Origin of the sequence: Actinomycetospora lutea (assembly GCF_028737205.1) — a bacterium.
Taxonomy (GTDB): Bacteria; Actinomycetota; Actinomycetes; order Mycobacteriales; family Pseudonocardiaceae; genus Actinomycetospora; species Actinomycetospora lutea.
Map to the genome: position 1 here is coordinate 19,181 of NZ_JAQZAL010000025.1, position 23,818 is coordinate 42,998.

Below are 23,818 nucleotides of genomic sequence, written 5' to 3' on the forward strand. Positions count from 1 at the left end.
AGCCTAGGTCGGCGCGTCGGGGCCCTGCCCTCGCGCGCGATCCCACTCCTCGGGCGTGTTGACGCCCCGGGCGCCGAGGAGCTGCGGGTCGCGCGCGGCGAGCCGCGGGTCGGCGAGCAGCGTCGCGGCGTCGAGCTCGCGGACCCGGCTCGCGGCGATCAGCGCGCCGACGCTGCGCTCGCCACGGTCGAGCAGGTCGGCGGCGCGGGCGGCGAGGTCGGTGGCGTAGGCCGCGAGCAGGTGCTGGCGGTGCCCCTCGAGCACCGGCAGCGCCACCTCGACCGGTGCCACGCGGTGGGCGAGCACGGCGCGGACGAGGTCCTCGTGCAGGTGGGGCAGGTCGACGGCGGCGACGAACGCGGTGGTGGCCCCGGTCACGGCCCCCAGCCCCGTGGCCAGACCCTGTAGCGGGCCGCGGCCGGCGACGGCGTCGGTCACGACCGTGGCGCGCGGGCGCCAGGGGCGATCCGTCGTCTCGGCCGGCAGGTCGCGGGGCGTGTCGGCGGCCCCGACCACGACCAGCGGGCCGTCGACCGCCGCCGCGAGCACCTCGAGGACGTGCGCGAGCAACGACGTCTCGCCGAGGCGCAGGGCGGCCTTGTCCGTGCCCATCCGCCGCGACCGCCCGCCGGCGAGCACGACCCCTGCGACCTCGCTCACCGGCCACCACCCCCACGTGAGCCACGCGACCGATTGGGCACGTCCGGACCCGGTAATCCAGGCCGGGACTCGACCACAGACGATCGGAGGTCACCACCATGATCGGGAGTGTCGAGGGGCGTCGCCACGAGGAGCCCGAGGATGCCCACCGCGGCTGGGTCGCGCCGACCCCCGCCGACGCCGACGAGGCCGCCGCCGACCGCGCCATGGCCGCGGCGGAGCGTGCGGTCGCGCAGGGCACCGCCACCGACGACCAGCGGGCCCGCGTCGCCCGCATGGGGCAGGCCCGCACCCACGAGCAGCGCCGGGCCTCCTTCCGCAACGACAACTGAGGTCGTCACGGCAGGACCAGCACGACGAGCGGCAGTGTGACCAGCGAGAGCACCGTGGTGATGACGACCACCGCGGTGCTCTCGCGGTACCAGGCCCGGTACTGCGCGGTGAGCACGAACACCGTCGCGGCGTCCGGCAGCGCCGCCATCACCACCAGCACCGCCCCCCACGGCGCGGGGACGCCGAACAGCACCGCGGCACCCAGCGCGAGGGCCGGCATCACGAGCAGCTTGATCGCCACCGCGGCCCCGATCGGCCCCCACGGCGCCCGCGACCCCCGCAGCGACCCGACGGCGCCGCGCAGCAGGATGCCGAGCGCGAACAGGCCGCCCGGTGCGGCGAGGTCGCCCAGCAACCCGATCGTCGTCGCCACCGGGGGCGGCAGCCGCACACCGAGCAGGGCCACGGCCACCCCGGCCACGATGCCGACGACGACGGGGTTGCCGAGCACCCGGCGCGCGAGCAGCGCGGGCAGGGCGACCGCGCCCTCCTCGCCGCGTCCCCGGCCGTCGAGGGTCACCGCGACGAGGAACACCGAGATGGCGAGCGCGGTGTGCAGCGTCGAGGTCAGCGACGCCGCGAACGCGGTCGCCGGACCGAGCACGGCCACCGTCAGCGGGATGCCCAGGTAGCCGACGTTGCCCCAGCTCGCCACGAGCCCGACCGCGTGGGCCTCGCGGGGCGGGCGGCGCACGACGCGGGCGGCGGCCCACCCGAGCGCGTAGGCGACGACCACGACGGCCGCCGAGGCGAGCAGCGCCGAGGCCGGGACGCCGGCGGAGAGGTCCGCCCCGGCCACCGACACGAAGATCAGGGCGGGCAGGGCCACCCAGTAGACGAGGTCGTTGAGCACGGCCGCGGTGCGCTCGCCGAACCGCTCGAAGCGCCCGGCCACCGCCCCGACCGCGATGACCGCGAAGACGGGGAGGATGCGGCTCAGCAGTTCACCCACGGTCGGGACGGTACGAGCTGCATCCCGCCTCCGGGCGGGGCAGCTCCGCTGCGCTTCGTGCCGCCTGTCAGCCGCCCGCGGCCAGGGCGGGCGACATCGTGGCCCGCGCCACCACGGTGTCGACGGCGCGCTCCAGCACCGTGAACAGCGGTGCGTCGGCCGGTCCGACGCGGACGTCGGGGTAGCTGCGGTGCACCCCCGACGCCCAGCCCTCGCGGAACACGCGGACGTCGAGGTTCTCGGTGGCGCAGATCGGGTCGCCGGGCGCGCACACCTCGTAGACCCGCCCGTCGTAGACCTCGAGCTCGCGGGTGGGACGCGGCCCGAGGATGCCGTGGCCCGGCGTGTCGACGAGGTTGGGGGCCTGCGGGTCGCGCCGCGGGCTGCCGAGCATGATCGCGCCGGCGATGCGCTCGGCCGGTAGACCGATCGTGCCGTTGGCGGCGCGGTGGACGACGTCGGAGACCACGTCGCCGCCCTGGCTGTAGCCGATCAGCATCATCGTGGTGTCCGCGCAGCGGGCGGCCACCTCGCCCGCGTCGCGCGCCAGGCGCTCGGCGCCGCGGCCCTCGCTGGTGACGTAGAAGGGCCGGTCGACCGTCGCGGGGTAGGGGACGTAGCGCACCACCAGCGCGTCACCCCAGCGACGGGCGAGCGGGTCGGTCAGCCCCGCGAGCAGCCCGACGGACGCGGCGGGGTCGGCGGCCTCGGAGGTCTCGCCCGTGCCCGGCACCGCGAACAGGGCGACCGGGGGGCAGGCGGGCGCGGCGACGGCGGCGGGCGTGGCGACCAGGCCGGCGGTGATCAGGAGCACGGTCGCGAGCAGCGCGCGCCGCACCACGCCCCCCGTCACACGCCCATCGTGGCGGAGATCCGTCGACCGAACCAGCACGAACCGTCACACCCCGGGCTGACAGATCGCCCCGGCTCTGCCAACGTGCCCCGGCAAGAGTCCCCCGGCGGTGGCGCCGGAGCCGGGGTGACCCCCCGGGAGATCGGCCCAGACCCCCAGGAGGACTCGCGTGAGCATCCCGTCGGACCTCGACATCGCCCAGGCGGCGACGCTGAAGCCCATGGACGACGTGGCCCGGCAGATGGATCTGCCGACCGAGTTCCTGGAACGCCACGGCACCGACGTCGCGAAGATCGAGCTCGAGGCGATCGAGGCCATGAAGGACCGGCCCCGCGCGAAGTACGTCGTCGTCACCGCGGTCACGCCGACCCCGCTGGGCGAGGGCAAGACGACCACCACGGTCGGGCTCGGCCAGGCGTTCTCCCACATCGGCAAGCGCGGCGTCGTCGCGATCCGCCAGCCGAGCATGGGGCCGACGTTCGGCATCAAGGGCGGCGCGGCCGGCGGCGGCTACTCGCAGGTCGTGCCGATGGAGAAGTTCAACCTCCACCTCACCGGCGACTTCCACGCCGTCACCAGCGCCCACAACCTGCTCTCGGCGGTGCTGGACAACCACCTCTACCAGGGCAACGCGGCGGGACTGGACCCGTACCGCGTGACCTGGCGCCGCGTGCTCGACGTCAACGACCGCGCCCTGCGCAACGTCGTCACCGGGCTCGGCGGGCGCATGGACGGCGTCCCGCGCGAGGCCGGCTTCGACATCACCTCGGCGTCCGAGGTGATGGCCGTGCTCGCGCTGTCCAACGACCTCGGCGAGCTGCGCGCCCGCCTCGGGCGCATCGTGGTCGGCTACACCCCCGACGGGGACGCGGTGACCGCCGAGGACATCCACGCGGCCGGGTCGATGGCCGCGCTGATGCGCGACGCGCTCAAGCCGAACCTCATGCAGACGCTGGAGAACACGCCGGTCCTGGTGCACGCCGGGCCGTTCGGCAACATCGCGACCGGCAACTCGTCGATCGTCGCCGACCGCATCGGCATCCACTCCGGCGACTTCCTGGTCACCGAGGCCGGCTTCGGCGCCGACATGGGCGCCGAGCGCTTCTTCAACATCAAGTGCCGCACGTCGGGGATGTCGCCGGACGCGGCGGTCGTCGTCGCCACCGTGCGGGCCCTCAAGGTCCACTCCGGCAACCACAAGATCGTCGCCGGCAAGGACCTGCCGCCCGCGCTGCTCGAGGAGAACCCCGAGGAGGTGCACGCCGGCGCGGCCAACCTGCGCAAGCAGATCGAGAACATGCGCATCCACGGCGTGTCCCCGGTGGTCTGCATCAACGCGTTCCCGACCGACCACGCCAGCGAGCACCAGGCGATCCGCGAGATCGCCGAGTCGATGGGCGCGCGGGCCGCGGTGTCGACGCACTTCGCCGACGGCGGGCGCGGGGCCGCGGAGGTCGCCGAGGCCGTCGCGGAGGCCGCGAACGAGCCGAGCGACTTCCAGCTCCTCTACCCCGACGACGCACCGCTGCGCGAGAAGATCGAGACCATCGCGACGCGGGTCTACGGCGCCGACGGCGTCGACTACGCCCCGGCCGCGAACTCCTCGATCGACCTCTACGAGCGCAACGGCTTCGGCAACCTGCCGGTCTGCGTGGCCAAGACGCACCTGTCGATCTCGTCGGACCCGAAGCTCCTCGGCGCCCCGACGGGCTGGAGGATGCCGGTGCGGGAGGTCCGCGCGTCGGTGGGCGCCGGCTTCATCTACCCGATCTGCGGCGACATGCGGACGATGCCGGGCCTGGGCAAGAACCCGGCCGCCCACCACATCGACGTGAAGCCCGACGGCACGATCGTGGGGCTGTTCTGACGGGCGCGCCGGGAGGCCGGCCGCTGGGGGAGCTGTCGCTCCTGCGCTACGGGGAGGTCCTCGCCGGCAAGGGACCCGGGCCGGCGGCCGGGACCACGGCCGCGGTGACGGCGTCGCTCGCGGCGGGCCTGGCCACCAAGGTCGCCAAGGCCGCCGCCGACCGCGAGGCCGTGGACGAGCTCGACGCGCTGCGCGCCACGGCCCTGCGCCTCGCCGACGACGACGTCGAGGCCTTCGCCGGCTTCCTCGAGGCGCGCCGGCTGGATCGTCTCTCCGACCGGGGCGGCGGCCCGGCCGCGGCGGAGGCGATCGTCCAGGTGCCCGCGGACGTCGTCGCGGTCGCCGTGCGGATCGCCGAGCTCGCGGCGCTGCTCGCCGAGGAGGGCCCCGACGCGCTCACCGGCGACGCGGTGACCGCGGCCTTCCTCGCCGCGGCGGCCGCCGAGTCCGCGGCGATGCTGGTCGGGACGAACATCGCGGATGCCGGGGAGCTCGCCGACCCCCGCGTCGAGCACGTCGAGGAACGCGCGGGCCACGCGCGCACGCTCGCGGAACGCCTGGTGTGAGCCCGCCGCCCGACGGGTCGAGCTCGCCCATCGGCGTGCTCCCCTCATCGCTGCGTCAGCCATGGGTCGTCGAGGTCACGCGCGGCGACCTCGTCGAGTCCGAGCACCGCGTGACGCTGGTGGTGCTCGGGCCCGACGGCGACGAGGAACTGCGCGCCGGCCCCGTCGACGCGCCGATGCTCGCGCGCTCGGCGCTCAAGCCCGCGCAGGCCGTCGCGTGCCTCGAGCTCGCCGCCGACCTCGACGACCGCGAGCTCGCCCTCGCCACCGGCTCGCACTCCGGGGAGCCCGGGCACCTCGCGGTCGCCGCCGGCCTGCTCGCGCGGCGGGGGCTCGCCGCGGACGCGCTGGGCTGCCCGCCCGGGCGCCCGCTCGGCCTCGCCGCCGACCGCGCCTGGGGCACGCGCGACCCCGACCGCCTCGCGATGAACTGCTCGGGCAAGCACGCGGCGATGCTCGCGGCGTGCCGGGCGCAGGGGTGGCCGACGGACGGCTACACCGACCCGGGCCACCCTCTCCAGCGCCACGTGCGCGCCACCCTCGAGCGGCTCGCGGGCCCGGTGCACGCCGTCACCGTCGACGGGTGCGGCGCGCCCGCGTTCGCCACCGACCTCGTCGCGGTCGCGCGCCTCGGGCGGGCCCTCGCGGCCGCCGCGCCCGGGAGCCCCGAGCACCGCGTGGCCGCCGCCATGCGCGCCCACCCCGACCTCGTGGCGGGCACCGACCGGCTCGACACGGCCGTCATGACCCTCCTGCCGGGCGCGCTGTCGAAGATCGGCGCGGAGGGGGTCCTGCTCGCCGTGCTCCCCGACGGCGCCGCGCTCGCCCTGTCGGTCGTCGACGGCGGCGCCCGGGCGGTCGGCCCGGTGCTGCTGGAGATCCTGGAGCGGCGCGGGATCACTCCCCCCGACGCGCTGCGCGTCCTCGCTGCGCCACACGTCCGAGGAGGGGGTCACCCGATCGGCGTTCACCGTGTGCGAGTGTGTGCACACTCATCGGGGTGAGGAGCGCGTGATGGGATCGTGCCTGGTGTTCGCCGGAGCCACGCCCGCGAGGGACCGGCTCGTCGGCCATCTGTCGTCGGTGTTCGACCACCTGCCGTGTGTCGACAACGTCCCCGACCTGCTCGTCCGCCTCACGCGGACCTCCGCCGACGGCACCGAGGGGCATGCCCCCGACGTCGTCCTCGTGGGCGCCGACGAGGGCAGCGCGTGGATGGAGGCGGTCCGCCAGGTGCGCCGCCACACCCCCGAGACCCCGGTGCTCGTCGTGGGGGAACCCCCGGTGGGCGTCATGGATCCGCTCGGTGACCGGCCCGCGCCGGACCCGGCCGGGATCGCCGAGGACGAGCGCGCCACCTACGCCCTGCGCCTCGGTGCCCGCGGCTTCCTGCGCGCGGGCGACCTCGCCGACCCCTCGGTCCTGCCCGGCGCGCGCCCCGCCACGACCGATCTCTCCGACCGCGAGATGGACGTGCTGCTCGGCATGACCGAGGGCCTGTCGAACGCCGAGATCGCCGCCGAGCTCGTCCTCGCCGAGGACACGGTGAAGACCCACGCCCGGCGCCTGTTCCGCAAGCTCGGCGCCGGCGACCGCGCCGACGCCGTCGCCCGCGGCTTCCGCCAGGGCCTGCTGCGCTGACGACTGCGCCGACGCCTGCGGCGACCCGCGACGTCCGCAACGCCACACCGGCGGTGCGCCCGGGTGCGTTGACGCGCCGACCCGGGCCGGGGTGAACTGACCGCGGTCGACGGACGCGGAGGAAGCCGGTGTGAATCCGGCGCGGTCCCGCCACTGTCACCGGGGAGCAGACCCCACGCGAGGCCACGGCCGGACACACCGGCGGGAAGGCCGGGGCGAGCAGCGATCCGGGAGCCAGGAGACTCCGGCCGTCGAGTGGCAGCAGACATCGGGCGAGGAACCCGAGGAAGGCCGGCGACGAGATGCACGCTCCCGCGACCCCCCACGCACGTCCGCACCCCGTGGTCACCCGGAGGAGGCGCCGCGAGGATCTCCTGCTCGCCGAGCTGCGCCGGGTGCTCGCCGGTGCCGGCCACCTGCCGCTCGACCTGCTGGGCGAGGGACCGGTCCGCGACCGGGACGAGGCCGCCGAGCGGGTCGACGCCCTCGCCCGCGAGCTCGTCGAGCGCATGCACGGTGCCGGCTGGCAGGAGGGCGCCGTGCCGTCGGCGGTGACCTCGGTGCTCGCCGCGTCCGTCCCCGAGGCCGAGACGGTCCTGCTGCGGGCAGCCCGCACGCGACGGTGACGGTCCAGTACGACCTCCACCACCACGGCGACGCGGAGGTCGGGCCCGGGCTCGTCGACCTCGCCGTCAACGTCCGCACCGGCACGCCGCCGCACTGGCTGCGCGAGCGCCTCGCCGCGAGCCTCGACGACGTCGCGGCCTACCCGGACGCGGCGCGGGCGATCGCGGCGCTGGCGGCACGCCACGACCGGCCGGGCGACGAGGTGGTCCCGACCGCGGGCGGCGCCGAGGCGTTCGTGCTGCTCGCGCGGGCCCTGCGCCCCCGGCACGCCGTGGTCGTGCACCCCCAGTTCACCGAGCCCGAGGCCGCGCTGGTCGCGGCCGGGCACGCGGTGGACCGGGTGGTGCTCGACGGCGACCTCCGCCTCGATCCCGCCGCGGTGCCGGAGAGCGCCGACCTCGTCGTCGTCGGCAACCCCACCAACCCGACCTCGGTGCGCCACCCCGCGGCCGTCCTCGCGCGCCTCGCCCGGCCCGGGCGCACGCTCGTCGTCGACGAGGCGTTCATCGACACCGCGCCGGGCGAGCCCGACGCGCTCGCCGGGCGCCGCGACCTCCCCGGACTCGTCGTGCTGCGGAGCCTGACCAAGACCTGGGGCCTGGCCGGCCTGCGCGTCGGCTACGCGCTCGCCCCCGCCGGGCTCGCCGAGGGCCTGCGCGCCGCCGCCCCGAAGTGGTCGGTGTCGACGCCGGCGCTCGTCGCGCTCGAGGCCTGCAGCAGCCCCGCCGCCCGCGCCGAGGCCGACGAGGCCGCCCGCGCGCTCGCCGCCGACCGGGCGCACCTGGTGGCGGCGCTGGCGCGCGTCGAGGGCATCGAGGTGCGCGCCACCCCGGCCGCCAGCTTCGTCCTCGCCCGCACACCGGGCCGCGCCGACGTGCGCGAGGCGCTGCGGGCCCGCGGCCTCGCCGTCCGGCGCGGCGACACCTTCCCCGGCCTCGACACCGAGCACGTCCGGATCGCGGTGCGCGCGCCGGAGATCACCGACCGGCTCGTCGCCGCCCTCGCGGAGACCCTGTGAGCCTGCACCCCGGCGACCGCGACGCCCTGCACCGCGTCCTGCGCGCCCGCCGCGACGTGCGCACCGGCTTCGTCGACACCCCCGTCGACGCCGCCCGCCTGCACCGCGTCCTCGAGGCCGCCCACGCCGCGCCCAGCGTCGGGTTCTCCCAGCCCTGGGACTTCCTGGTCCTGCGCGCGCCGGAGCTGCGCGCCGAGCTGGCGGCCCTCGCCGCGACCCAGCGCGACGAGTTCGCCGCCTCGCTGCCGGCCGCGAGAGCACGACGGTTCGCCGGCCTGCGCGTCGAGGCCATCCGCGAGGCGCCGCTGGGCATCGTCGTCACCTGCGACCCGACGCGCGGCGGCCGGCACGTCCTGGGCCGGCACACGCAGCCGCGGATGGCCGCGCACTCGGTGGCCGGCGCCGTGCAGAACCTCTGGCTCGCCGCCCGCGCCGAGGAGCTCGGCGTCGGCTGGGTGAGCTTCTTCCGCGAGCGGGAGCTCGCCGAGCTGTTGGGGCGGCGGGTCGGGATGCCGCAGCACCTCGAGGTCGTCGCGTACCTGTGCGTCGGGCACGTCGAGGGGTTCGCCGCCGAGCCGGAGCTCGCCACCGCCGGATGGGCCCGCCGTCGACCCCTGGCGTGGGCCGTGCACGAGGAGAGCTGGGGACAGCACCGCATGGATCCGCTGGACGAGACGCTGGCCGCGCTCGCCGACCTGGACGTCGCGCCCGGCGCGGCCGCCGCGCGCGAGCACCTGACCCGCATGACCGTGCCGCCCGGCGCGCTCGGCGGGGTCGCCGAACTGGGGGTCCGCCTGTCCGGGCTCGCGGGCGCCTGCCCGCCGCCGCTGCCCGAGCCCGCGGTCGTCGCGGTGTTCGCGGGCGACCACGGCGTGCACGCCCGCGGGGTCACGCCCTGGCCGCAGGAGGTGACCGCCCAGATGGTCGCGACCTTCCTGGCCGGCGGCGCCGCGGTCAACGCGTTCGCCGCGACCGTCGGGGCCGAGGTGCAGGTCGTCGACGTCGGCGTGGCCGCCGAGCTCGAGACCGCGCCCGGCCTGCTCCCGCGCAAGGTCCGGGCCGGCACCCGCGACATGACCGTCGAGCCCGCGATGACCCGCGACGAGGCCCGCGCCGCGCTGCGCGCCGGCATCGAGGCCGCGCGCGACCTCGTCACCGCCGGCAACCGCCTGCTCGTCACCGGCGACATGGGCATCGCCAACACGACGCCGTCCGCCGCCCTCGTCGCCGCCTTCACCGGAGCGGGCGCCGGGACCGTCACCGGCCGCGGCACCGGCATCGACGACGCCACCCACGCGCGCAAGGTCGCCGTCGTCGCCGAGGCGCTCGCGCTGCACCATCCGGACCCGGCGGACCCGCTCGGGGTGCTCGCGGCAGTCGGCGGCCTGGAGCACGCGGGCATCGCGGGGTTCCTGCTGGGCGCGGCGGCGCTGCGCACGCCCGTGGTGCTCGACGGCGTCGTGTCCGGCGCGGCGGCGCTCGCGGCGGCGGCGATGGCCCCGACCGCGTCACACGCCTGGATCGCGGGACACCGCTCGGTCGAACCGGCCCATACCCTGGCCCTCGAGCACCTCGGCCTGGCGCCCACGCTGGACCTGGGGCTGCGGGTCGGCGAGGGCACCGGGGCCCTGCTGGCGGTGCCGGTGGTGACCGCGGCGGCCCGCGCGCTCGCCGACGTCGCGACGTTCGACGCGGCGGGGGTCGCCCACAAGGAAGGCACCGAGAGGGAGCACGAGTGAACGACGGCGAGAACCCGGCCCGGGTGTACCCGGTCGGCCTGCACCTGCGCGGCCGGCGGGTCGTCGTGGTGGGCGGCGGGTCGGTGGCCCAGCGCCGGGTGGCCGGCCTGCACGAGGTCGGCGCGGACACCGTCGTCGTCAGCCCCACCCTGACCACCGCGCTCTCGGCCCTCGCCGACTCGCGCGAGATCACCTGGCACGCCCGCGCGTACGCCGAGGGCGACCTCGCCGAGGCCTGGTACGCGGTCGCGGCCACCGACGACGCGCAGGTCAACGCCGCCGTGGCCGCCGAGGCCGAGCGCCTGCGCGTGTTCTGCGTGCGCGCCGACATCGCCGACGCGGGCACCGCGGTCACCCCGGCGGTCGGGCGCTACGACGACATCACGGTCGCGGTGCACGGCGGCGGCGACCCGCGGCGGGCCACCGGCGTGCGCGACGGCGCCGTCGAGGCCCTGCGCAGCGGCACCCTGCTCGACCGCCGCCACCGCGCGGTGCGTCCCGGCGTCGTGCTGGTCGGCGGCGGGCCCGGCGACCCCGGGCTGATCACCGTGCGCGGGCGCCAGGCGCTGGCCCAGGCCGACGTCGTCGTCACCGACCGGCTGGCCCCGCAGCCGCTGCTCGACGAGCTGCCGCCCGACGTCACGATCATCGACGCCTCGAAGCTGCCGCGCGGGCGCTACATGAGCCAGGACACGATCAACGAGGTGCTCGTCTCCGAGGCGCTCGCCGGCCGGCGGGTGGTGCGGCTCAAGGGCGGCGACCCGTTCGTCTTCGGCCGCGGGCTCGAGGAGATCCAGGCCTGCGTCGCGGCCGGCGTCGAGGTCGAGGTCGTCCCGGGCATCACCAGCGCCATCGCGGTCCCGGCGCTGGTCGGCGTGCCCGTCACCCACCGCGGCGTCACCCACGAGTTCACGGTGGTCTCCGGGCACCTCCCGCCCGGGCACGCCCAGTCGCTCGTCGACTGGGACGCGCTCGGGCGCCTGCGCGGCACGGTCGTGCTGCTCATGGCCGTCGAGAACATCGGCGCGATCACCGAGGCGCTCGTCGCCGCGGGCCGCGACCCGCAGACCCCGGCGCTCGCCGTCCAGGAGGGCGGCCTGCCCGGGGAGGTCACGACGCGCGCGACGCTCGCGAAGCTCCCGCACGCGATCGCCGAGGCCGGGGTGCGCCCGCCCGCCGTGATCGTCATCGGGGACGTCGCGGGCCTCGGCTGACGGCCCGCTCCGCTGGACCACTCATCCGGCGGGCGCGGGCTGGCACGAGGGGCACCACCAGACCTCGCGGGCGTACGGGGCGCCCGAGCCGACCGCGGGCCGGAAGCGCACGAGCGTCCCGCAGCGTCGGCACGGCCGGTTCGAGCGGCCGGTCACCCAGTGGTTCTCGCCGCGGCGGCGCACCCCCGTGGTCGTCATGCCGGTGCCGTGCTCGAGGCTGTGCCGGATCATGCGGCGGGCCAGCGCGAGCAGGGGCTCGAGGTCGACGTCACCGACCGGGGTCCACGGCCAGAGCCCGCGCAGGAAGCACACCTCGACCGCCCAGAGGTTGCCCAGCCCGGACACGCCGCGCTGGTCGAGCAGGGCCTCGACGACGGGGCGCGCCGGGTCGCGGCGCAGGCGCGCGAGGGCGTCGTCGTGGTCGAAGTGCTCCTGGGTGGCGGTGGGGGCGCCGGCGAGGACGTCCGGGCCGAGGTGGCCGACGACCCGGTGCTCGTCGCGGGTGCGCAGCAGCTCGAGCACCGGCACGTCGACGCCGACGAGCGCGGCGCCGGCGTCGAGGTCGAGCGCCGCCCGCACGCCCCGGGGCAGCGCGGGCCCGCCGTCGGCGCGGCGCTTGCGCACCACGGTCCACGAGCCGCTCATCCGCAGGTGGCTGTGCAGGGTCCAGCCGCCGGAGAGGCGGGTGAGCAGGTGCTTGCCGTGGGCGCGGGTGTCCACGAGGGCCCGGCCGGCGAGGTCGGCGGTGGCGAGCGACGGGGTCCGGAAGTCGCTGCGGACGACGGTGGCGCTGCTCAGGGCGTCGAGGCGGGCCGCGCAGCGGTGGACGGCGTCACCCTCCACGGACCGGCTCCTTCAGTGTCGTCCCAACCCCAGCCGCTCGGCCGCCCACGCCGCCGCGCCGGACGCGGGCCCGAAGGCCGAGACCGCGCCCGGGTCCCCGCCGTGCGCCAGGCCGAACCCGGTGCGCTCGGCGATCCACTCCCGCACGCGGGGCATCTCGGCGAGCCCGCCGCGCACCAGCATCGCCGGCCTCGGCCCGGAGAGCGTGTCGACGACCGCGGCGATGCCCTGGGCGATCTCCTCGAGCCCCGGGGCGAGCATGGCGGCGAGGTCGGCGTGGGTGAGCTGGACGACGCCGGGCCCCGGGCTGTCGGGCGGCAGCGGGGGCAGCGGAACGGCCAGCGCGCCGCTGGTCGCGAGCGTCTCCTTGCCCTCGCGGACGCTCGTGCGCAGGCGGAACCAGGCCCGGTAGGCCTCGAGGTCGCCGCCGAAGCGCACGCGGGCGGCGAAGGGCTGCGGCGCGCGGTCGAGCACGAGCTGCGCCAGCGCGTCGTCGAGCACCTCCCCGCCGACGTCGACCGTCCGCACGGCGGCGACCGAGCCGGTGCCGTCGCCGCCGCGGTCGACCACCGCGAGCTCGGTCGCGGCGCCCCCGAGGTCGACGACGAGCAACCGTCCCTGGCCCCCGAGGCGGTGGGCCGCGGCGCGCGGGGAGTCGAGCAGCTGGAGCTGGTCGGGCGAGGTGTACGGGATCGCCGCGAGCGCCGCCTGCCCCGCCGACCGCAGGGCTTCGCAGGCCGCCGACGACCACGACGCCGGGTGCAGCAGCACGACCGCCGAGGGCAGCGTGCCGCGCCGGGCCGCCTCCGCCCGCACCACCTTGGCGACGAGCGCCGTGGCGACGTCCACCGCGGTGGTCGGGCGGGGGTACTGCGTCAGCAGCTCGGGCGGGCCGCCGGTGCTCGCCGCCAGGTGCGGACGCGTGCGCAGCAGCGCCGCCGCCGGGTCGAGCGCGCCGGCCTCGAGGGCCGGGCGCCCGGCCAGGACGGCGCCGTCGGGGCGCGAGAGCACCGCCGAGGGCATCGTCGGGGAGCCGTCGACGCCGACCGGCCCGACGCGCACCCAGCCGTCCCGGGGGTCGACGTCGGCCCACGCGCCCACCGTCGTCGTGGTCCCGTGGTCGATCGCCAGGGTCCACCGGGCGTCGGGGGCGGTCATGCCGGACACCCGCCGCAGGGTGTCACAGCGTCACCGCGACGGCGCGTTCCCCCGGTCCTCTTCCGTGCCCAGCAGCACCGGCAGCCGCGCCCACGCGTTGACCAGCACGCTGCGGCGCCGCTCGACGGGCAGGTCGGCGGCGCTCACGAACCCGGGGTAGCGGTCGAGCAGGGTGCGCAGCGCCACCTCGGCCTCGAGCCGCGCCAGCGACGCGCCCAGGCAGAAGTGCAGGCCGTGGCCGAACGCGAGGTGCCCGGTGGTGTCGCGGACCTCGTCGTAGTCGTCCGGACGCTCGAAGCGCGCCGGGTCGTGGTTGGCCGCCGCCAGCGACACCATCACCATCGCGCCGCGGGGCACGACGACCCCGTCGAAGTCGACGTCCTCGGCGGCGAAGCGCAGCGGCGCCTGGGCGATCGGTGAGCCCCAGCGCAGGAACTCCTCGATCGCGGCGCGCAGCTCGTCGGACCCCGCGGCGGCGAGCCGGTCGCGCAGCGCGGGGTCGCGCAGCATCCGCTCGACGGCCGTGGTGATCAGCGTCGCCGTCGTCTCGTGCCCGGCGATGAGCAGCAGCATCGCCATCGCGACGATCTCGGTGGTGGAGAGCTGCTCGCCCTCCTCGGAGACCTCGATCAGCGCCGAGATCAGCGCCTCGTCGGGCTCGGCGCGCTTGCGCTCCACGAGCCCGCCCAGGTAGGCGGCGAGGCTCGCGTTGGCCTGCTGGGTGGCGGCCTCGCCGGAGTCGTCGATGAGGGTGCGCGACCAGGCGCCGAACGCGTCCTGGTCGTCCACCGGGACCCCGAGCAGCTCGCAGATCACGGCCGTCGGCAGCGGCACCGCGTAGGCCTCGACGAGGTCGACGGCCGCGTCGCCGGGCAGGCCGGTGAGCAGCGAGGCCGCCATCTCCTCGATGCGCGGGCGCAGCGCGGCGACCCGGCGCACGGTGAACGCCTTGACCACGAGCTTGCGCAGGCGGGTGTGCACCGGCGGGTCGTTGAGGATCATCATCTCGCCGCCCGGCGAGGGGACGCCGGGGATCGAGGCCCGCTGGTCCTCGGGCAGCGTGTTGCGGAAGTCCTTGACGAAGCGCGGGTCCGACAACACCGAGCGGGCGTCGGCGTACCGGGTGACCAGCCACGTCCGGCCGCCCTCGGGCAGATCGACCTCGTGGACCGGGCCCCGCTCGCGCAGCTCGGCCAGCGCGGCGAAGGGCTCGCGCCAGTAGTCGTCGGTGAACAGCGGCGCGGGGGCGACATCGGTCACGGAGCAGGACCCCTTCCGGGTTCACTGAGTGGTGGTTCAGTGACGACGGTACGCGCGGGTCGGGAGCCCCGCCGTCCTGATGGGTCGAGCTCCCCTATCGGCGTGCTCCCCTGGATGCTCCGTCTCCCGGCCGCTAGCGGCGGGACTTCCCCATCCCCGCGCTCGTCGCACCGAAGGTGCGCCCGGTCTTCCGGAACTGCTCCTCCAGACGGGGCACCATCTGCTTGGCCTGCGCGAGGACCGGCAGGTCGCCGAGCCACGAGAACGTGATCGGGCGGGCTGCGGCGACCAGCGCGACCGCCTTCGGCACGAAGATCCGGCGCTTGCGCCGGGCGATGCCCTCGAGGAACGCGTCGGCGCAGTCCTCGACCGACGTCAGCGCGCCCAGGGGGTAGGGGAGCTTCTTGAGCGTCTCCTCGAACGTCGACGAGTCCGCCTTGACGTCGCGGACGAGGTCGGTGTCGATCCACCCCATGTGCGCGGTGCCGACGCCGATGCCCCGGTGGGCGAGCTCGAACCGCAGGGCGTTGCCGTAGTTCTCGACCCCGGCCTTGGCGCCGCAGTAGGCGGCCATGCCCGGCAGCGCGGTGAACGCGGCGAGCGACGACACGAGCAGGATGTAGCCCCGGCGGCGCTCGACCTCGGCGACCGTCGCCGACACCGTCCGCGAGACGCCGATGAGGTTGACCTCCATGACGCGGGCGATCACGTCGGCCGGGCTCTCGGCCACCGTGCCGTGGTTGGCGATGCCGGCGTTGGCGATCACGACGTCGATCCCGCCGAGCTCGCGGACCGTCGTCGCGACCGCCGCGTCGAGCGACTCCTGGTCGGTGACGTCGCACTCGGCCCAGGTGTGGCCGGGACCGAGCTCGGTGACGAGCTTCTCCAGGCGCTCGGGCTCCATGCCGACCGCGGCGACGTGGGCGCCGAGGGCGGCGGCGCGCCGCGCGGTCTCCTCGCCGATGCCGCGGGCGGCGCCGGTGATGAACAGGACCTTGTCGCGCAGGCTGCCGGTCGGGTCGGTGGCCATCGGGGTCTCCTCGGTCGGTCGGGGTGTCAGCGACGCGCGGACAACGGGGTGAGCGTGTGTTCCTCCGGCCGGAAGCGGCGCACGCGCCGGCGGAACGGCATCGTGAAGGTTGGCCAGAGCGCGGAGTTCTGGCCGTTCTTGTCGAGGTACCAGCTCGAGCACCCGCCATCGACCCACACGGTGCCCTCGGTCCTGCGCTGCATCTCGGCCACGAACGCGTCCTGCGCCGCCCGGGTGGGCTCGACCGCGCCGACACCGTGGGTCCGCTGGTGGCGCAGGGTGTCGAGGACGAGCGCGATCTGCGATTCGATCATGAACACGACCGAGTTGTGCCCGAGCCCGGTGTTCGGGCCGAGCAGCGTGAACGCGTTGGGGAAGCCCGCGATCATCGTGCCGTTGTGGGCGTACGGCGAGCCGGCCCAGTGGTCGGCGAGGGTGCGGCCGTCGCGCCCGTGGACGCGGTGGCTGATCGGCAGGTCGCCGATGGCGAAGCCGGTGCCGGCGATGATCGTGTCGACCTCGTGCTCGGTGCCGTCCGCGGTGACGACGGCGTGGGGCCGGATCTCGACGATCTTCTCGGTGACCACCTCGACGTTGTCGCGGTCGAGCGCGGGCAGGTAGTCGTTGGACAGCAGGATGCGCTTGCAGCCCATCGCGTAGCTCGGCGTGATCTTCTCGCGCAGCTCCGGGTCGGTCACCTGCCGGCGCATGTGCGCCTCGGCGATCTTCGCGGCCTTCGCCATCCGCTTCGGGTCCTTGAACCCGAACACGAACGTCTCCCGCGCCCAGTAGATCGCCTCGCGGACCAGGCGCTGGGCCGGCGGGAACCAGCGGAACAGCAGCTTCTCGGCACGCGTGATGGCCCGATCGCCGCGCGGCATGATCCACGGCGGCGTGCGCTGGAAGACCGTCAGCTCGCCCACGACCGGCGCGATCTCCGGCACGAACTGGATCGCCGACGCGCCGGTGCCGATGACGGCGACCTTGCGGTCGGTGAGGTCGAGGTCGTGGCGCCAGGTGGCCGAGTGGAAGACGGGCCCCTCGAACGTGTCGAGGCCGGGGACGTCGGGGAACGACGGGTCCGACAGCGCTCCGGAGCCGAGGACGAGCGCGTCGGCGGTCCAGGTGCCCCGGCTCGTCGTGACCACCCAGTGCTGCGCGCCGTCGTTCCAGGTCGCGTCGAGCATCTCGTGACCGTTGCGGGTGAAGCGGTCGATGTCGTACTCCGCCGACACGCGCTGCAGGTAGGCGTGGATCTCCGGCTGGGCCGAGAAGGAGCGGCTCCAGTCCGGGTTGGGCGCGAACGAGAACGAGTACAGGTGGCTCGGCACGTCGCAGGCGCAGCCGGGGTAGGAGTTGTCGCGCCAGGTGCCGCCGACGTCCTCGTGCCGCTCGAAGATCAGGAAGCTCTCCTCGCCCGCCTGGCGCAGCCGGATCGCCGTCCCGAGGCCGGAGAAGCCGTTGCCGACGATCGCCACGGCGAGGTGCGGCACGTGCCCGTCGCCGTCGCCGGTCGACGGGGTGTCGCGGCCGGTGGCCGCGGCGGGGGCTCGGGTCGGCGTGCTCATGCGGTCCCTCCTGGTGGACGACCTCGTCCGGGCTCGGCTCCGGGGCGCGGCTCGGCGCGCCCGGCGGTACGCGATCGTACCGACGTGGGGACCCAGTGTGGTACGCGGTGGTACCGTTGTCCAGTGTCCGTTCCCGCCGCCGCCGGTCCCCCGGGTGCCGCCGGCACCGCGCACCGTGACCGCCTCGTGCAGGCGATGATCGCGCTCGTCGCCGAGCGGGGCTACGCGGCGGTCACCGTCGCCGACGTCGTCGCCGCCGCGCGCGTGTCCAAGCGGACCTTCTACCAGCACTTCTCCGACCGCGAGGACTGCTTCCTCGCCGCCTACGTCGCCGCCGCCGAGCAGCCGCTGACCCGCATCGCCGAGGCCGTGGCCCCGGCCGTCGAGGCGGCGCCGGGCGCCGAGCCGCCCTCGCTGGCCGACGAGGTGACGGCGGGCACATCGGCCTACCTCGCCGCGCTCGCCGAGCAGCCCGGGCTGACCCGCACGCTGCTCACCGAGATCAGCGGGCTCGGGCCGCAGGGCCGGCGGGTGCGCCGCGAGGTGCTCAACCGCTTCGCCGAGCAGCTCTCGGTCCTCATCGCCCTCGGCGCCGCCCGCTGGGCCTCGAGCGAGGCGGGCCCCGCGGCCGTGCCCGAGCTCGCCGGCGTGCGGGGGCTGCCGCACCCCACCGCGGTCGCGCTCGTCGGCGGCATCAACGAGCTGGTCCTCGACGCCGTCGAGGACGGGCGCGGCGACCGGCTCGCCGAGCTCACCCCCACCGTCACCGAGCTGATCCTCGCGGTGGTCGACCGCACCGCCCGCCCGTCCTGATCGACTCGGTGTCCCGGGTGCCGTTCGGCCGGACGTGTGATGGTGCCCGGGAGGCCGGAACCAGCGGGGGGCGCTCGGCGGGCCCGTGGCCTGCGTATCCTCATCGATCACGACGGCCCCGCGGTCGGTGACCGAGAGCCGGCCGGGCGTCCAGCGACGCCCCGTCGACGCGAGGCGCGAGGTGACACGGCGATGAACCGACCCGGCGGACCCCCCGGCCGGGGGCGACCCCCCGCGGGGCCTGGTGGCGGCCCGCCGCCCGGCCCTCCCGGACCTGCGCCCGGCCGTCCCGCGGGGCCCCCGCCCGGCGCGCCGCAGGGGCCGCCCCCGCGACCCGGCGGGTTCCAGATGCCGGGGCGCGGTGCGCGGGGTGGAGGTCAGGGGCGCGGCCGTGGCGGCGCCTCGCCGTCCGGACCGCCGCCCGGCGGTCCGCGCCAGCAGCCGACGCGCGTCGGCGGACCCGACTGGAACCGCGACCCCCAGGTCGGCTTCGACCCCGACGTCGCCCGCGCCGCCCAGGGGCAGGACCGTCCCTCGTGGCGCGACCGCGTGCCCCAGCGTCCGGCGTGGTCGCGCACCGGCGGAGGGGGCGGTGGCGGCGGTCGCGGCGGGCCGTTCGCCCGCTGGAGCTGGCCCAAGCGCATCGGGGCCGTCCTCGCGGTCCTGCTGTTGCTGCTCGTCAGCTTCGGGATCTACCTCGACACGCAGATGACGCGGATCGACGCGCTGCCCGAGTACGAGGGCTCCGCGAGCTCCGGCACCAACTGGCTGATCATCGGTTCGGACAGCCGCGCCGGCATCGACGACACCGCCGCCCAGCAGCTCTCCACCGGCGAGGTCGACGGCAGCCGCACCGACACGATGATGCTCGTGCACGTCGGCGGCTTCGGCGGCCAGACGTCGCTGACGAGCCTGCCGCGTGACTCGGTCCTGTCCATCCCGGGCCACGGCCGCGGCCGCCTGAACTCCGCGTACGGGATCGGCGGGCCGAAGCTGCTCGTGCAGACCATCGAGCAGAACGCCGACATCGAGATCGACCACTACGCGGAGATCGGCTTCGAGGGCTTCGCCGGCATGGTCGACGCGATCGGCGGGGTCAACATGTGCCTCGACGAGCCGATCGACGACCCGAAGGCGGGCATCGACCTCCCGGCCGGCTGCCAGGACCTGGACGGCCCGAACGCCCTGGGCTTCGTGCGGACCCGCGCGTTCCCCAACGCCGACCTGCAGCGCATCCAGAACCAGCGCAAGTTCCTCTCCGCGCTGATCTCCGAGGCGTCGAGCCCGACGGTGCTGCTCAACCCCTTCCGGATCGTGCCGTTCGCGAACTCCGCGATCGCCACGCTGACGGTCGACGACAGCACCCACGTCTGGAACCTCGCGAGCCTCGGCTTCGCGATGCGCTCGCTCTCGGGCGGCAGCGGGGTGACGACCACCGTGCCCATCGACCTGTCCTCGAGCGTCTCGGGCGGCGTGGTGTGGAACCGCACCAAGTCCAAGCAGTTCTTCGACGCCATCCGCGAGGACGAGGCCATCCCGCAGGACCTGATCAGCGGGGGCTGATCACTCCGGGTCCACGAACTGCACGGCCCCGGTGGACACACCGGCGACGTAGAGCCGGCCCGTCTGCGGGTCGACGCCGAGCGTGTAGGGGTTCTGCACCGTGGCGACCCGCGCGACCTCGCGCGGCTGCGGCGCGGTCATGTCGTACCCGACGACCTCGTTGGTGCCCGAGGACGCGACCCACACCCGGTCGCGCACCGGGTCGTAGGTGATGCCGTAGGGCCCGCCGGGCTGGGCGATGCGGGCGACCTCGCGGGGCCCGCCGCCCGGCCCGGTCGTCGGCTCGAACACGATCACCGCGTCGCCGCGGGTGTCGGTCGCGATCATGCGGCCGTGACGGTCGGCGACGAGGTGGGTCGGGCCGGCGCCGGCCGGGACCTCGCCGACGATGCGCAGGGCGGCCACGTCGTAGGTGGTCAGCGTGTTCTCGCGGACGTCGATCATGCCGACGGTGTCGCCCACCGGGGCCACGCCCGCGGGCTGCACCGCGTCGGTGAAGACCTTGACGACCCGGTCGCCGCGCACCGCCGACACGGTTCCGCCGAGCTCGTCGGCGGCGATCACCGTGCCGTTCGGGGCCTGGGTGACGTCGTGGGGCACCGTGCCGACCACGAGCGGCGGGTCGGCCTGCCCGCCGGGCAGCGCGACGCGGACCACGGCGTTGGCGCTCTCGACCGGCACCAGCACCGGGCCGCCGGGCGCGGCGAGCTGCAGGTGGCGCACGAAGCCCGGCAGCGGGGTGCGGCCGCGGATCGCGCCGCTGTCGGCGTCGAGGAGGACCAGCTCGTTGGGGTCGCGCTTGGCGACCGCCACGGTGCGCGTCACCGGGTCGACCACCACGCCCTCCGGCGCGGACCCGATCTGGACCTGGCGTCCCGGCGGCGTCGCGGTCGGCGCGGGGGCGCCCTGCGGCTCGGCGGCCAGCGGCAGCTGGTCCGTGGGCGGGCGCGTGCCCTCGGTGGGGACGCCGGGCGGGAGGAAGCCGGTGGTGGACGTGGGAGGAGCGGCCGGGGCCGGCGGGGCCGCGGGCGGCTCGTTGCTGCACGCAGCGAGCGCGAGGCCCGCGATCAGGCCGAGGGCGGCCACGGTGCGGGCGGGGCGTCTGCGCATGGCCCGGGAGTATGGCGCTGCTCCCGTGGGGCCCGCGCGATGACGCCGACCGGCGCAGCGGCCGGCCGGCGTCGGCACGGGGATCAGGCCTGGTCGGCGGAGAGCGCGTGGGCCGGGGTCGGGGCGTTCGCGAACTCCTCGACCAGCGTGCGGCAGAAGGCGGGCAGGTCGTCGGGGTTCCGGCTCGTGATCAGGCCCTGGTCGACCACGACCTCCTCTTCGACCCACTCCGCGCCGGCGTTGCGCAGGTCGGTCGCGATGCTCGGGAACGAGGTCATGCGGCGGCCGCTGACGACGTCGGCCTCGATGAGCGTCCACGGCGCGTGGCAGATCGCGGCGACCGGCTTGCGGTTGGCGAAGAACTGCCCGACCACCTGGACGACGTCGGGGATGGTGCGCAGCAGGTCGGGGTTGGCGACCCCGCCCGGCAGCACCAGGGCGTCGTAGTTCTCGATCTTGACCTGGGTGATGACCGCGTCGACGTCGAAGCGGTCGCCCTTGTCGAGGTGATTGAAGGCCTGGATGGAGCCGGGCGTCTCGGAGACCAGCACCGGCGTCCCGCCGGCCTGCTCGACCGCCTTCCACGGCTCGGTCAGCTCGACCTGCTCCGTGCCCTCCTTGGCGCAGAGGAACATGATCGTCTTCCCCTGCAGCTGCGTGCTGTCGTCGGCCATCTCGTGCACGCTCCCTCGCGTCGCGGGTACCCTCGGGGGGTATGCACCGGTTCCCGGGTGGGGGACGGTGCCTGTGGATGCCGGGGGCTCCCCCGGCCCCGCCGCTGCGAAACGGAGGCCGTGATGGCCAGCACGACCCTGTCGGTTCCCGAGATCCACTGCGGGCACTGCAAGTCGGCGATCGAGGGCGCGGTCGGGCCGCTCGAGGGCGTGCGGACCGTCGAGGTCGACGTCGACGCCCGCAACGTCCACGTCGAGCACGACGACGCCGTCACCGTGCGCGCGCTCGTCGACGTCATCGAGGACCAGGGCTACGACGTGCCCGACCAGGAGGCGCTCGCGGGCTGAGCCCGCCGTCAGGCGGTCTTGCTGCGCCGTCCCTTGGCCGTCGCGGTCTCGTCGTCGTCCTCGGACTTCTTCTTGGACGAGCTCTTCGACCGCGTCGACTTCTTCGGCGCCTCCTCGGCAGCCTTCTCCTCGGTGGCCTCCGAGGTCTTCTTGGTCCGCGAGCGCGACCGCTTGGGCTTCTCCTCGGCGGCGGACTCCTCGGTCGTCTCGACCGTCTCCTGATCGCCGGTGGTCCCGGTCGCGGTCGCGGCCGTGGTCTCGGTACTCGCCTCGGCCGTGGCGGGCTCCTCGGCGGGCGCCTTCCCGCCGGCCGCCTCGACGCTGCGCCGCAGGGCGGTGAGCAGGTCGGTCATGTCGTCGCCCTCGTCGGCGGGGGCCGCCTCGGGGGTCGGGCGCCCGCCGCCGTGCTCGCGCTTGTACTCGATGAGGTCGACCATCGCCTGGCGGTAGTCGTCCTCGAACTGGTCGGAGTCGAACTCGCCCGAGAGGCTCTCCACCAGCGAGGACGCCATCTGCATCTCCTGGGGACGCAGGTCGACCTCGGTGCGCAGGGTCTCGAACTCCGGCTCGCGCACCTCGTCGGGCCACAGCATGGTCTGCAGCACGATCGCCTCCTCGCGGACCCGCAGCAGCGCGAGCGTCTCGCGCTGGCGCAGCGCCACCTTGACCACGGCCATGCGGTCGGTCTCGCGAAGGGCCTCGCGCAGCAGGGCGTAGGGCTTGACCGCCTTGCTCTCCGGCTCGAGGTAGTAGCTCTTGTCGAGCAGCAGGGCGTCGATCTGGTCCGACGGCACGAACTGCACCACGTCGATCTCGTGCCCGGACGCGACCGGCAGCGTCGCGAGGTCGTCGTCGTCCAGCATGATCAGCTGGCCGTCGTCGGTCTCGTAGCCCTTGGCGATCTCGGAGTACTGCACCTCCTCGCCGCAGACCGAGCACGTGCGCTTCTGGCGGATGCGGCCGCCGTCGCGCTCGTGCACCTGGTGGAAACGGATGTCGTGGTTCGTGGTCGCGGCGTACAGCCGCACCGGCACGTTCACGAGCCCGAACGACACCGCGCCGTTCCAGATCGCGCGCATCAGGGGCCCCTCTCGGCGGGCAGGTCGGTCGGCGCGGTGGGACGGCGCTCACCGTGCGTCGGCACCAGCATGCCCCACCGGCCCCATTCGTCCCAGTCAATGACGCGCCGACCCCGGTCCCCGTCATTGTCGGTCGGCGCAGGCACGATGGCCGCGTGCGTCCGATGCTCCCCGTCCCTGGCGACCTCCCGGTCGAGGGCGGCTGGAGCTACGAGGTCGACTGGGCGGGCGTGCGCCTGCTCGCCGACGTCGACCAGGGCGAGCTCACCCTGCTCACCGCCGAGGGCGAGGACGTCACCGCCCGCTTCCCCGAATTCGCGGGCCTCGTCGACGCCGTCGCCGACGGCCTGCTCGACGGCGAGGCCGTGATGCTCGACGGCGGCAGCCCGTCGGGCGAGGCCCTCGGCGCGCGCCTCCAGACCTCCGACGCCGGCCGGGCCCGTGCCATGGCCCGCGAGCGACCGGCGGTGTTCATGGTCTACGACGTCGTGCGGCTCTACGGCGTGCCCCTCGACCCGCGGCCGCTCGAGGAGCGGCGGGCCGTGCTCTCGCGCCTCGACCTCTCGCACTCGACCCGCATCCAGATCTCCCCGGCCTACGACGACGGCCCGGCCCTGCTCTCGGGGGTCATCGCCCAGCACCTGTCCGGTGTGATCGCCAAACGCCGCGGGACGCCCTACCGCCCGGGCGACTCCGGCGGCGACTGGATCCGTGTCGACCCCGCGCTCGCGGCCGGGCTGTCCGGGTTGTCCGGGCCGTCCCGGCCGCAGGGTGCCGAGGCGGCCCCGGTGCCACCGACCGGTCCGGTCGCCCCGCCGCCCTCGCGGCGACCCCGCCACGCCCGCCGCGAACGCACGCCCCAGCACGACACGCTCTTCTGAGGGCGTCGCGGCGCGCCGGTG

24 protein-coding genes and 1 riboswitch are annotated in these 23,818 nt (G+C 75.7%); of the genes, 13 read left to right on the forward strand and 11 right to left on the reverse strand.

All coding sequences use genetic code 11. The features are described 5' to 3' along the window. Positions 1–3: 3 nt before the first annotated feature. Positions 4–660, reverse strand: a complete 657-nt coding sequence (gene mobA / locus PHK61_RS23900) for a molybdenum cofactor guanylyltransferase (RefSeq protein ID WP_274283528.1) — start codon at positions 658–660, stop codon at positions 4–6. Between the two features lie 98 nt (positions 661–758). Here mobA and PHK61_RS23905 point away from each other — a divergent pair, with 98 nt between their 5' ends. After that, complete coding sequence (locus PHK61_RS23905; RefSeq protein WP_274283529.1) at positions 759–992, forward strand: hypothetical protein; 234 nt, start codon at positions 759–761, stop codon at positions 990–992. Positions 993–997: 5 nt separating this feature from the next. On the opposite strand, the gene PHK61_RS23910 is transcribed toward PHK61_RS23905, so the two are convergent. Beyond that, a complete protein-coding gene (locus PHK61_RS23910) occupies positions 998–1,945 on the reverse strand; it encodes an AEC family transporter (protein WP_274283530.1) in 948 nt (315 codons plus the stop codon). 67 nt (positions 1,946–2,012) lie between these two features. Next, on the reverse strand, positions 2,013–2,798 hold the full coding sequence (locus tag PHK61_RS23915; RefSeq protein ID WP_274283531.1) for a cutinase family protein: 786 nt from the start codon (positions 2,796–2,798) through the stop codon (positions 2,013–2,015). 169 nt (positions 2,799–2,967) lie between these two features. Between PHK61_RS23915 and PHK61_RS23920 the strand changes: the two genes are divergently transcribed. The 8 genes from PHK61_RS23920 (at position 2,968) to cobA (ending at position 11,470) form a co-directional block, all read left to right on the forward strand. After that, on the forward strand, positions 2,968–4,665 hold the full coding sequence (locus PHK61_RS23920; RefSeq protein ID WP_274283532.1) for a formate--tetrahydrofolate ligase: 1,698 nt from the start codon (positions 2,968–2,970) through the stop codon (positions 4,663–4,665). A 41-nt stretch (positions 4,666–4,706) separates the two neighbouring features. After that, positions 4,707–5,231 carry a cyclodeaminase/cyclohydrolase family protein gene (locus PHK61_RS23925; RefSeq protein ID WP_274283587.1) on the forward strand — a complete coding sequence of 175 codons (525 nt, stop codon included), beginning with the start codon at positions 4,707–4,709 and terminating at the stop codon, positions 5,229–5,231. Next, a complete protein-coding gene (locus PHK61_RS23930; RefSeq protein ID WP_274283533.1) occupies positions 5,228–6,235 on the forward strand; it encodes an asparaginase in 1,008 nt (335 codons plus the stop codon). The genes PHK61_RS23925 and PHK61_RS23930 overlap by 4 nt, the downstream gene beginning before the upstream one ends. A 10-nt stretch (positions 6,236–6,245) precedes the next feature. Then, positions 6,246–6,872 carry a helix-turn-helix transcriptional regulator gene (locus PHK61_RS31950; RefSeq protein WP_337993998.1) on the forward strand — a complete coding sequence of 209 codons (627 nt, stop codon included), beginning with the start codon at positions 6,246–6,248 and terminating at the stop codon, positions 6,870–6,872. 119 nt (positions 6,873–6,991) lie between these two features. Beyond that, positions 6,992–7,116: riboswitch (cobalamin riboswitch) on the forward strand. A 97-nt stretch (positions 7,117–7,213) separates the two neighbouring features. Further along, the gene (locus PHK61_RS23940; protein ID WP_274283534.1) at positions 7,214–7,498 is read left to right on the forward strand and encodes a hypothetical protein; all 285 of its coding nucleotides are present in this window, start codon (positions 7,214–7,216) and stop codon (positions 7,496–7,498) included. Further along, positions 7,495–8,517: an Rv2231c family histidinol phosphate aminotransferase CobC gene (gene cobC / locus PHK61_RS23945; RefSeq protein ID WP_274283535.1), complete on the forward strand. Its 1,023-nt coding sequence runs from the start codon at positions 7,495–7,497 to the stop codon at positions 8,515–8,517. Before PHK61_RS23940 ends, cobC begins: the two co-directional genes overlap by 4 nt. Then, complete coding sequence (gene cobT, locus PHK61_RS23950; protein ID WP_274283536.1) at positions 8,514–10,256, forward strand: nicotinate-nucleotide--dimethylbenzimidazole phosphoribosyltransferase; 1,743 nt, start codon at positions 8,514–8,516, stop codon at positions 10,254–10,256. The genes cobC and cobT overlap by 4 nt, the downstream gene beginning before the upstream one ends. Next, the gene (cobA, locus tag PHK61_RS23955; RefSeq protein WP_274283537.1) at positions 10,253–11,470 is read left to right on the forward strand and encodes a uroporphyrinogen-III C-methyltransferase; all 1,218 of its coding nucleotides are present in this window, start codon (positions 10,253–10,255) and stop codon (positions 11,468–11,470) included. Before cobT ends, cobA begins: the two co-directional genes overlap by 4 nt. A gap of 21 nt (positions 11,471–11,491) precedes the next feature. Here cobA and PHK61_RS23960 read toward each other — a convergent pair whose 3' ends face one another. From PHK61_RS23960 to PHK61_RS23980, 5 genes are all read right to left on the reverse strand, one after another. Beyond that, positions 11,492–12,313: a DNA-formamidopyrimidine glycosylase family protein gene (locus PHK61_RS23960; protein WP_274283538.1), complete on the reverse strand. Its 822-nt coding sequence runs from the start codon at positions 12,311–12,313 to the stop codon at positions 11,492–11,494. Positions 12,314–12,325: 12 nt separating this feature from the next. Continuing rightward, a complete protein-coding gene (locus tag PHK61_RS23965; protein WP_274283539.1) occupies positions 12,326–13,471 on the reverse strand; it encodes an Hsp70 family protein in 1,146 nt (381 codons plus the stop codon). A 30-nt stretch (positions 13,472–13,501) separates the two neighbouring features. Beyond that, positions 13,502–14,731, reverse strand: coding sequence for a cytochrome P450 family protein (locus PHK61_RS23970; RefSeq protein ID WP_274283540.1), 1,230 nt, complete (start codon positions 14,729–14,731; stop codon positions 13,502–13,504). Between the two features lie 133 nt (positions 14,732–14,864). Beyond that, complete coding sequence (locus PHK61_RS23975; RefSeq protein ID WP_274283541.1) at positions 14,865–15,761, reverse strand: SDR family oxidoreductase; 897 nt, start codon at positions 15,759–15,761, stop codon at positions 14,865–14,867. Between the two features lie 26 nt (positions 15,762–15,787). After that, positions 15,788–17,329 (reverse strand): flavin-containing monooxygenase, encoded by a 1,542-nt coding sequence (locus PHK61_RS23980; protein ID WP_274283542.1) that lies wholly within the window; start codon positions 17,327–17,329, stop codon positions 15,788–15,790. Between the two features lie 123 nt (positions 17,330–17,452). Here PHK61_RS23980 and PHK61_RS23985 point away from each other — a divergent pair, with 123 nt between their 5' ends. Together PHK61_RS23985 and PHK61_RS23990 are read left to right on the forward strand one after the other, a co-directional pair. Further along, entirely contained in the window at positions 17,453–18,142 is a 690-nt protein-coding gene (locus tag PHK61_RS23985) for a TetR/AcrR family transcriptional regulator (RefSeq protein WP_274283543.1), read from the forward strand. Between the two features lie 348 nt (positions 18,143–18,490). Beyond that, on the forward strand, positions 18,491–19,705 hold the full coding sequence (locus tag PHK61_RS23990; protein ID WP_274283544.1) for an LCP family protein: 1,215 nt from the start codon (positions 18,491–18,493) through the stop codon (positions 19,703–19,705). On the opposite strand, the gene PHK61_RS23995 is transcribed toward PHK61_RS23990, so the two are convergent. Both PHK61_RS23995 and PHK61_RS24000 read right to left on the reverse strand, forming a co-directional pair. Continuing rightward, positions 19,706–20,815 (reverse strand): YncE family protein, encoded by a 1,110-nt coding sequence (locus PHK61_RS23995; RefSeq protein WP_274283545.1) that lies wholly within the window; start codon positions 20,813–20,815, stop codon positions 19,706–19,708. An 83-nt stretch (positions 20,816–20,898) separates the two neighbouring features. Further along, positions 20,899–21,489: a type 1 glutamine amidotransferase domain-containing protein gene (locus PHK61_RS24000; RefSeq protein ID WP_274283546.1), complete on the reverse strand. Its 591-nt coding sequence runs from the start codon at positions 21,487–21,489 to the stop codon at positions 20,899–20,901. Positions 21,490–21,612: 123 nt separating this feature from the next. Between PHK61_RS24000 and PHK61_RS24005 the strand changes: the two genes are divergently transcribed. Continuing rightward, a complete protein-coding gene (locus tag PHK61_RS24005) occupies positions 21,613–21,837 on the forward strand; it encodes a copper ion binding protein (RefSeq protein WP_274283547.1) in 225 nt (74 codons plus the stop codon). Between the two features lie 8 nt (positions 21,838–21,845). Here the strand turns inward: PHK61_RS24005 and ku are convergent, their stop codons facing one another. Next, the gene (gene ku, locus PHK61_RS24010; protein WP_274283548.1) at positions 21,846–22,916 is read right to left on the reverse strand and encodes a non-homologous end joining protein Ku; all 1,071 of its coding nucleotides are present in this window, start codon (positions 22,914–22,916) and stop codon (positions 21,846–21,848) included. 164 nt (positions 22,917–23,080) lie between these two features. Here ku and PHK61_RS24015 point away from each other — a divergent pair, with 164 nt between their 5' ends. Next, entirely contained in the window at positions 23,081–23,797 is a 717-nt protein-coding gene (locus PHK61_RS24015) for an ATP-dependent DNA ligase (protein WP_274283588.1), read from the forward strand. Positions 23,798–23,818: the final 21 nt, after the last annotated feature.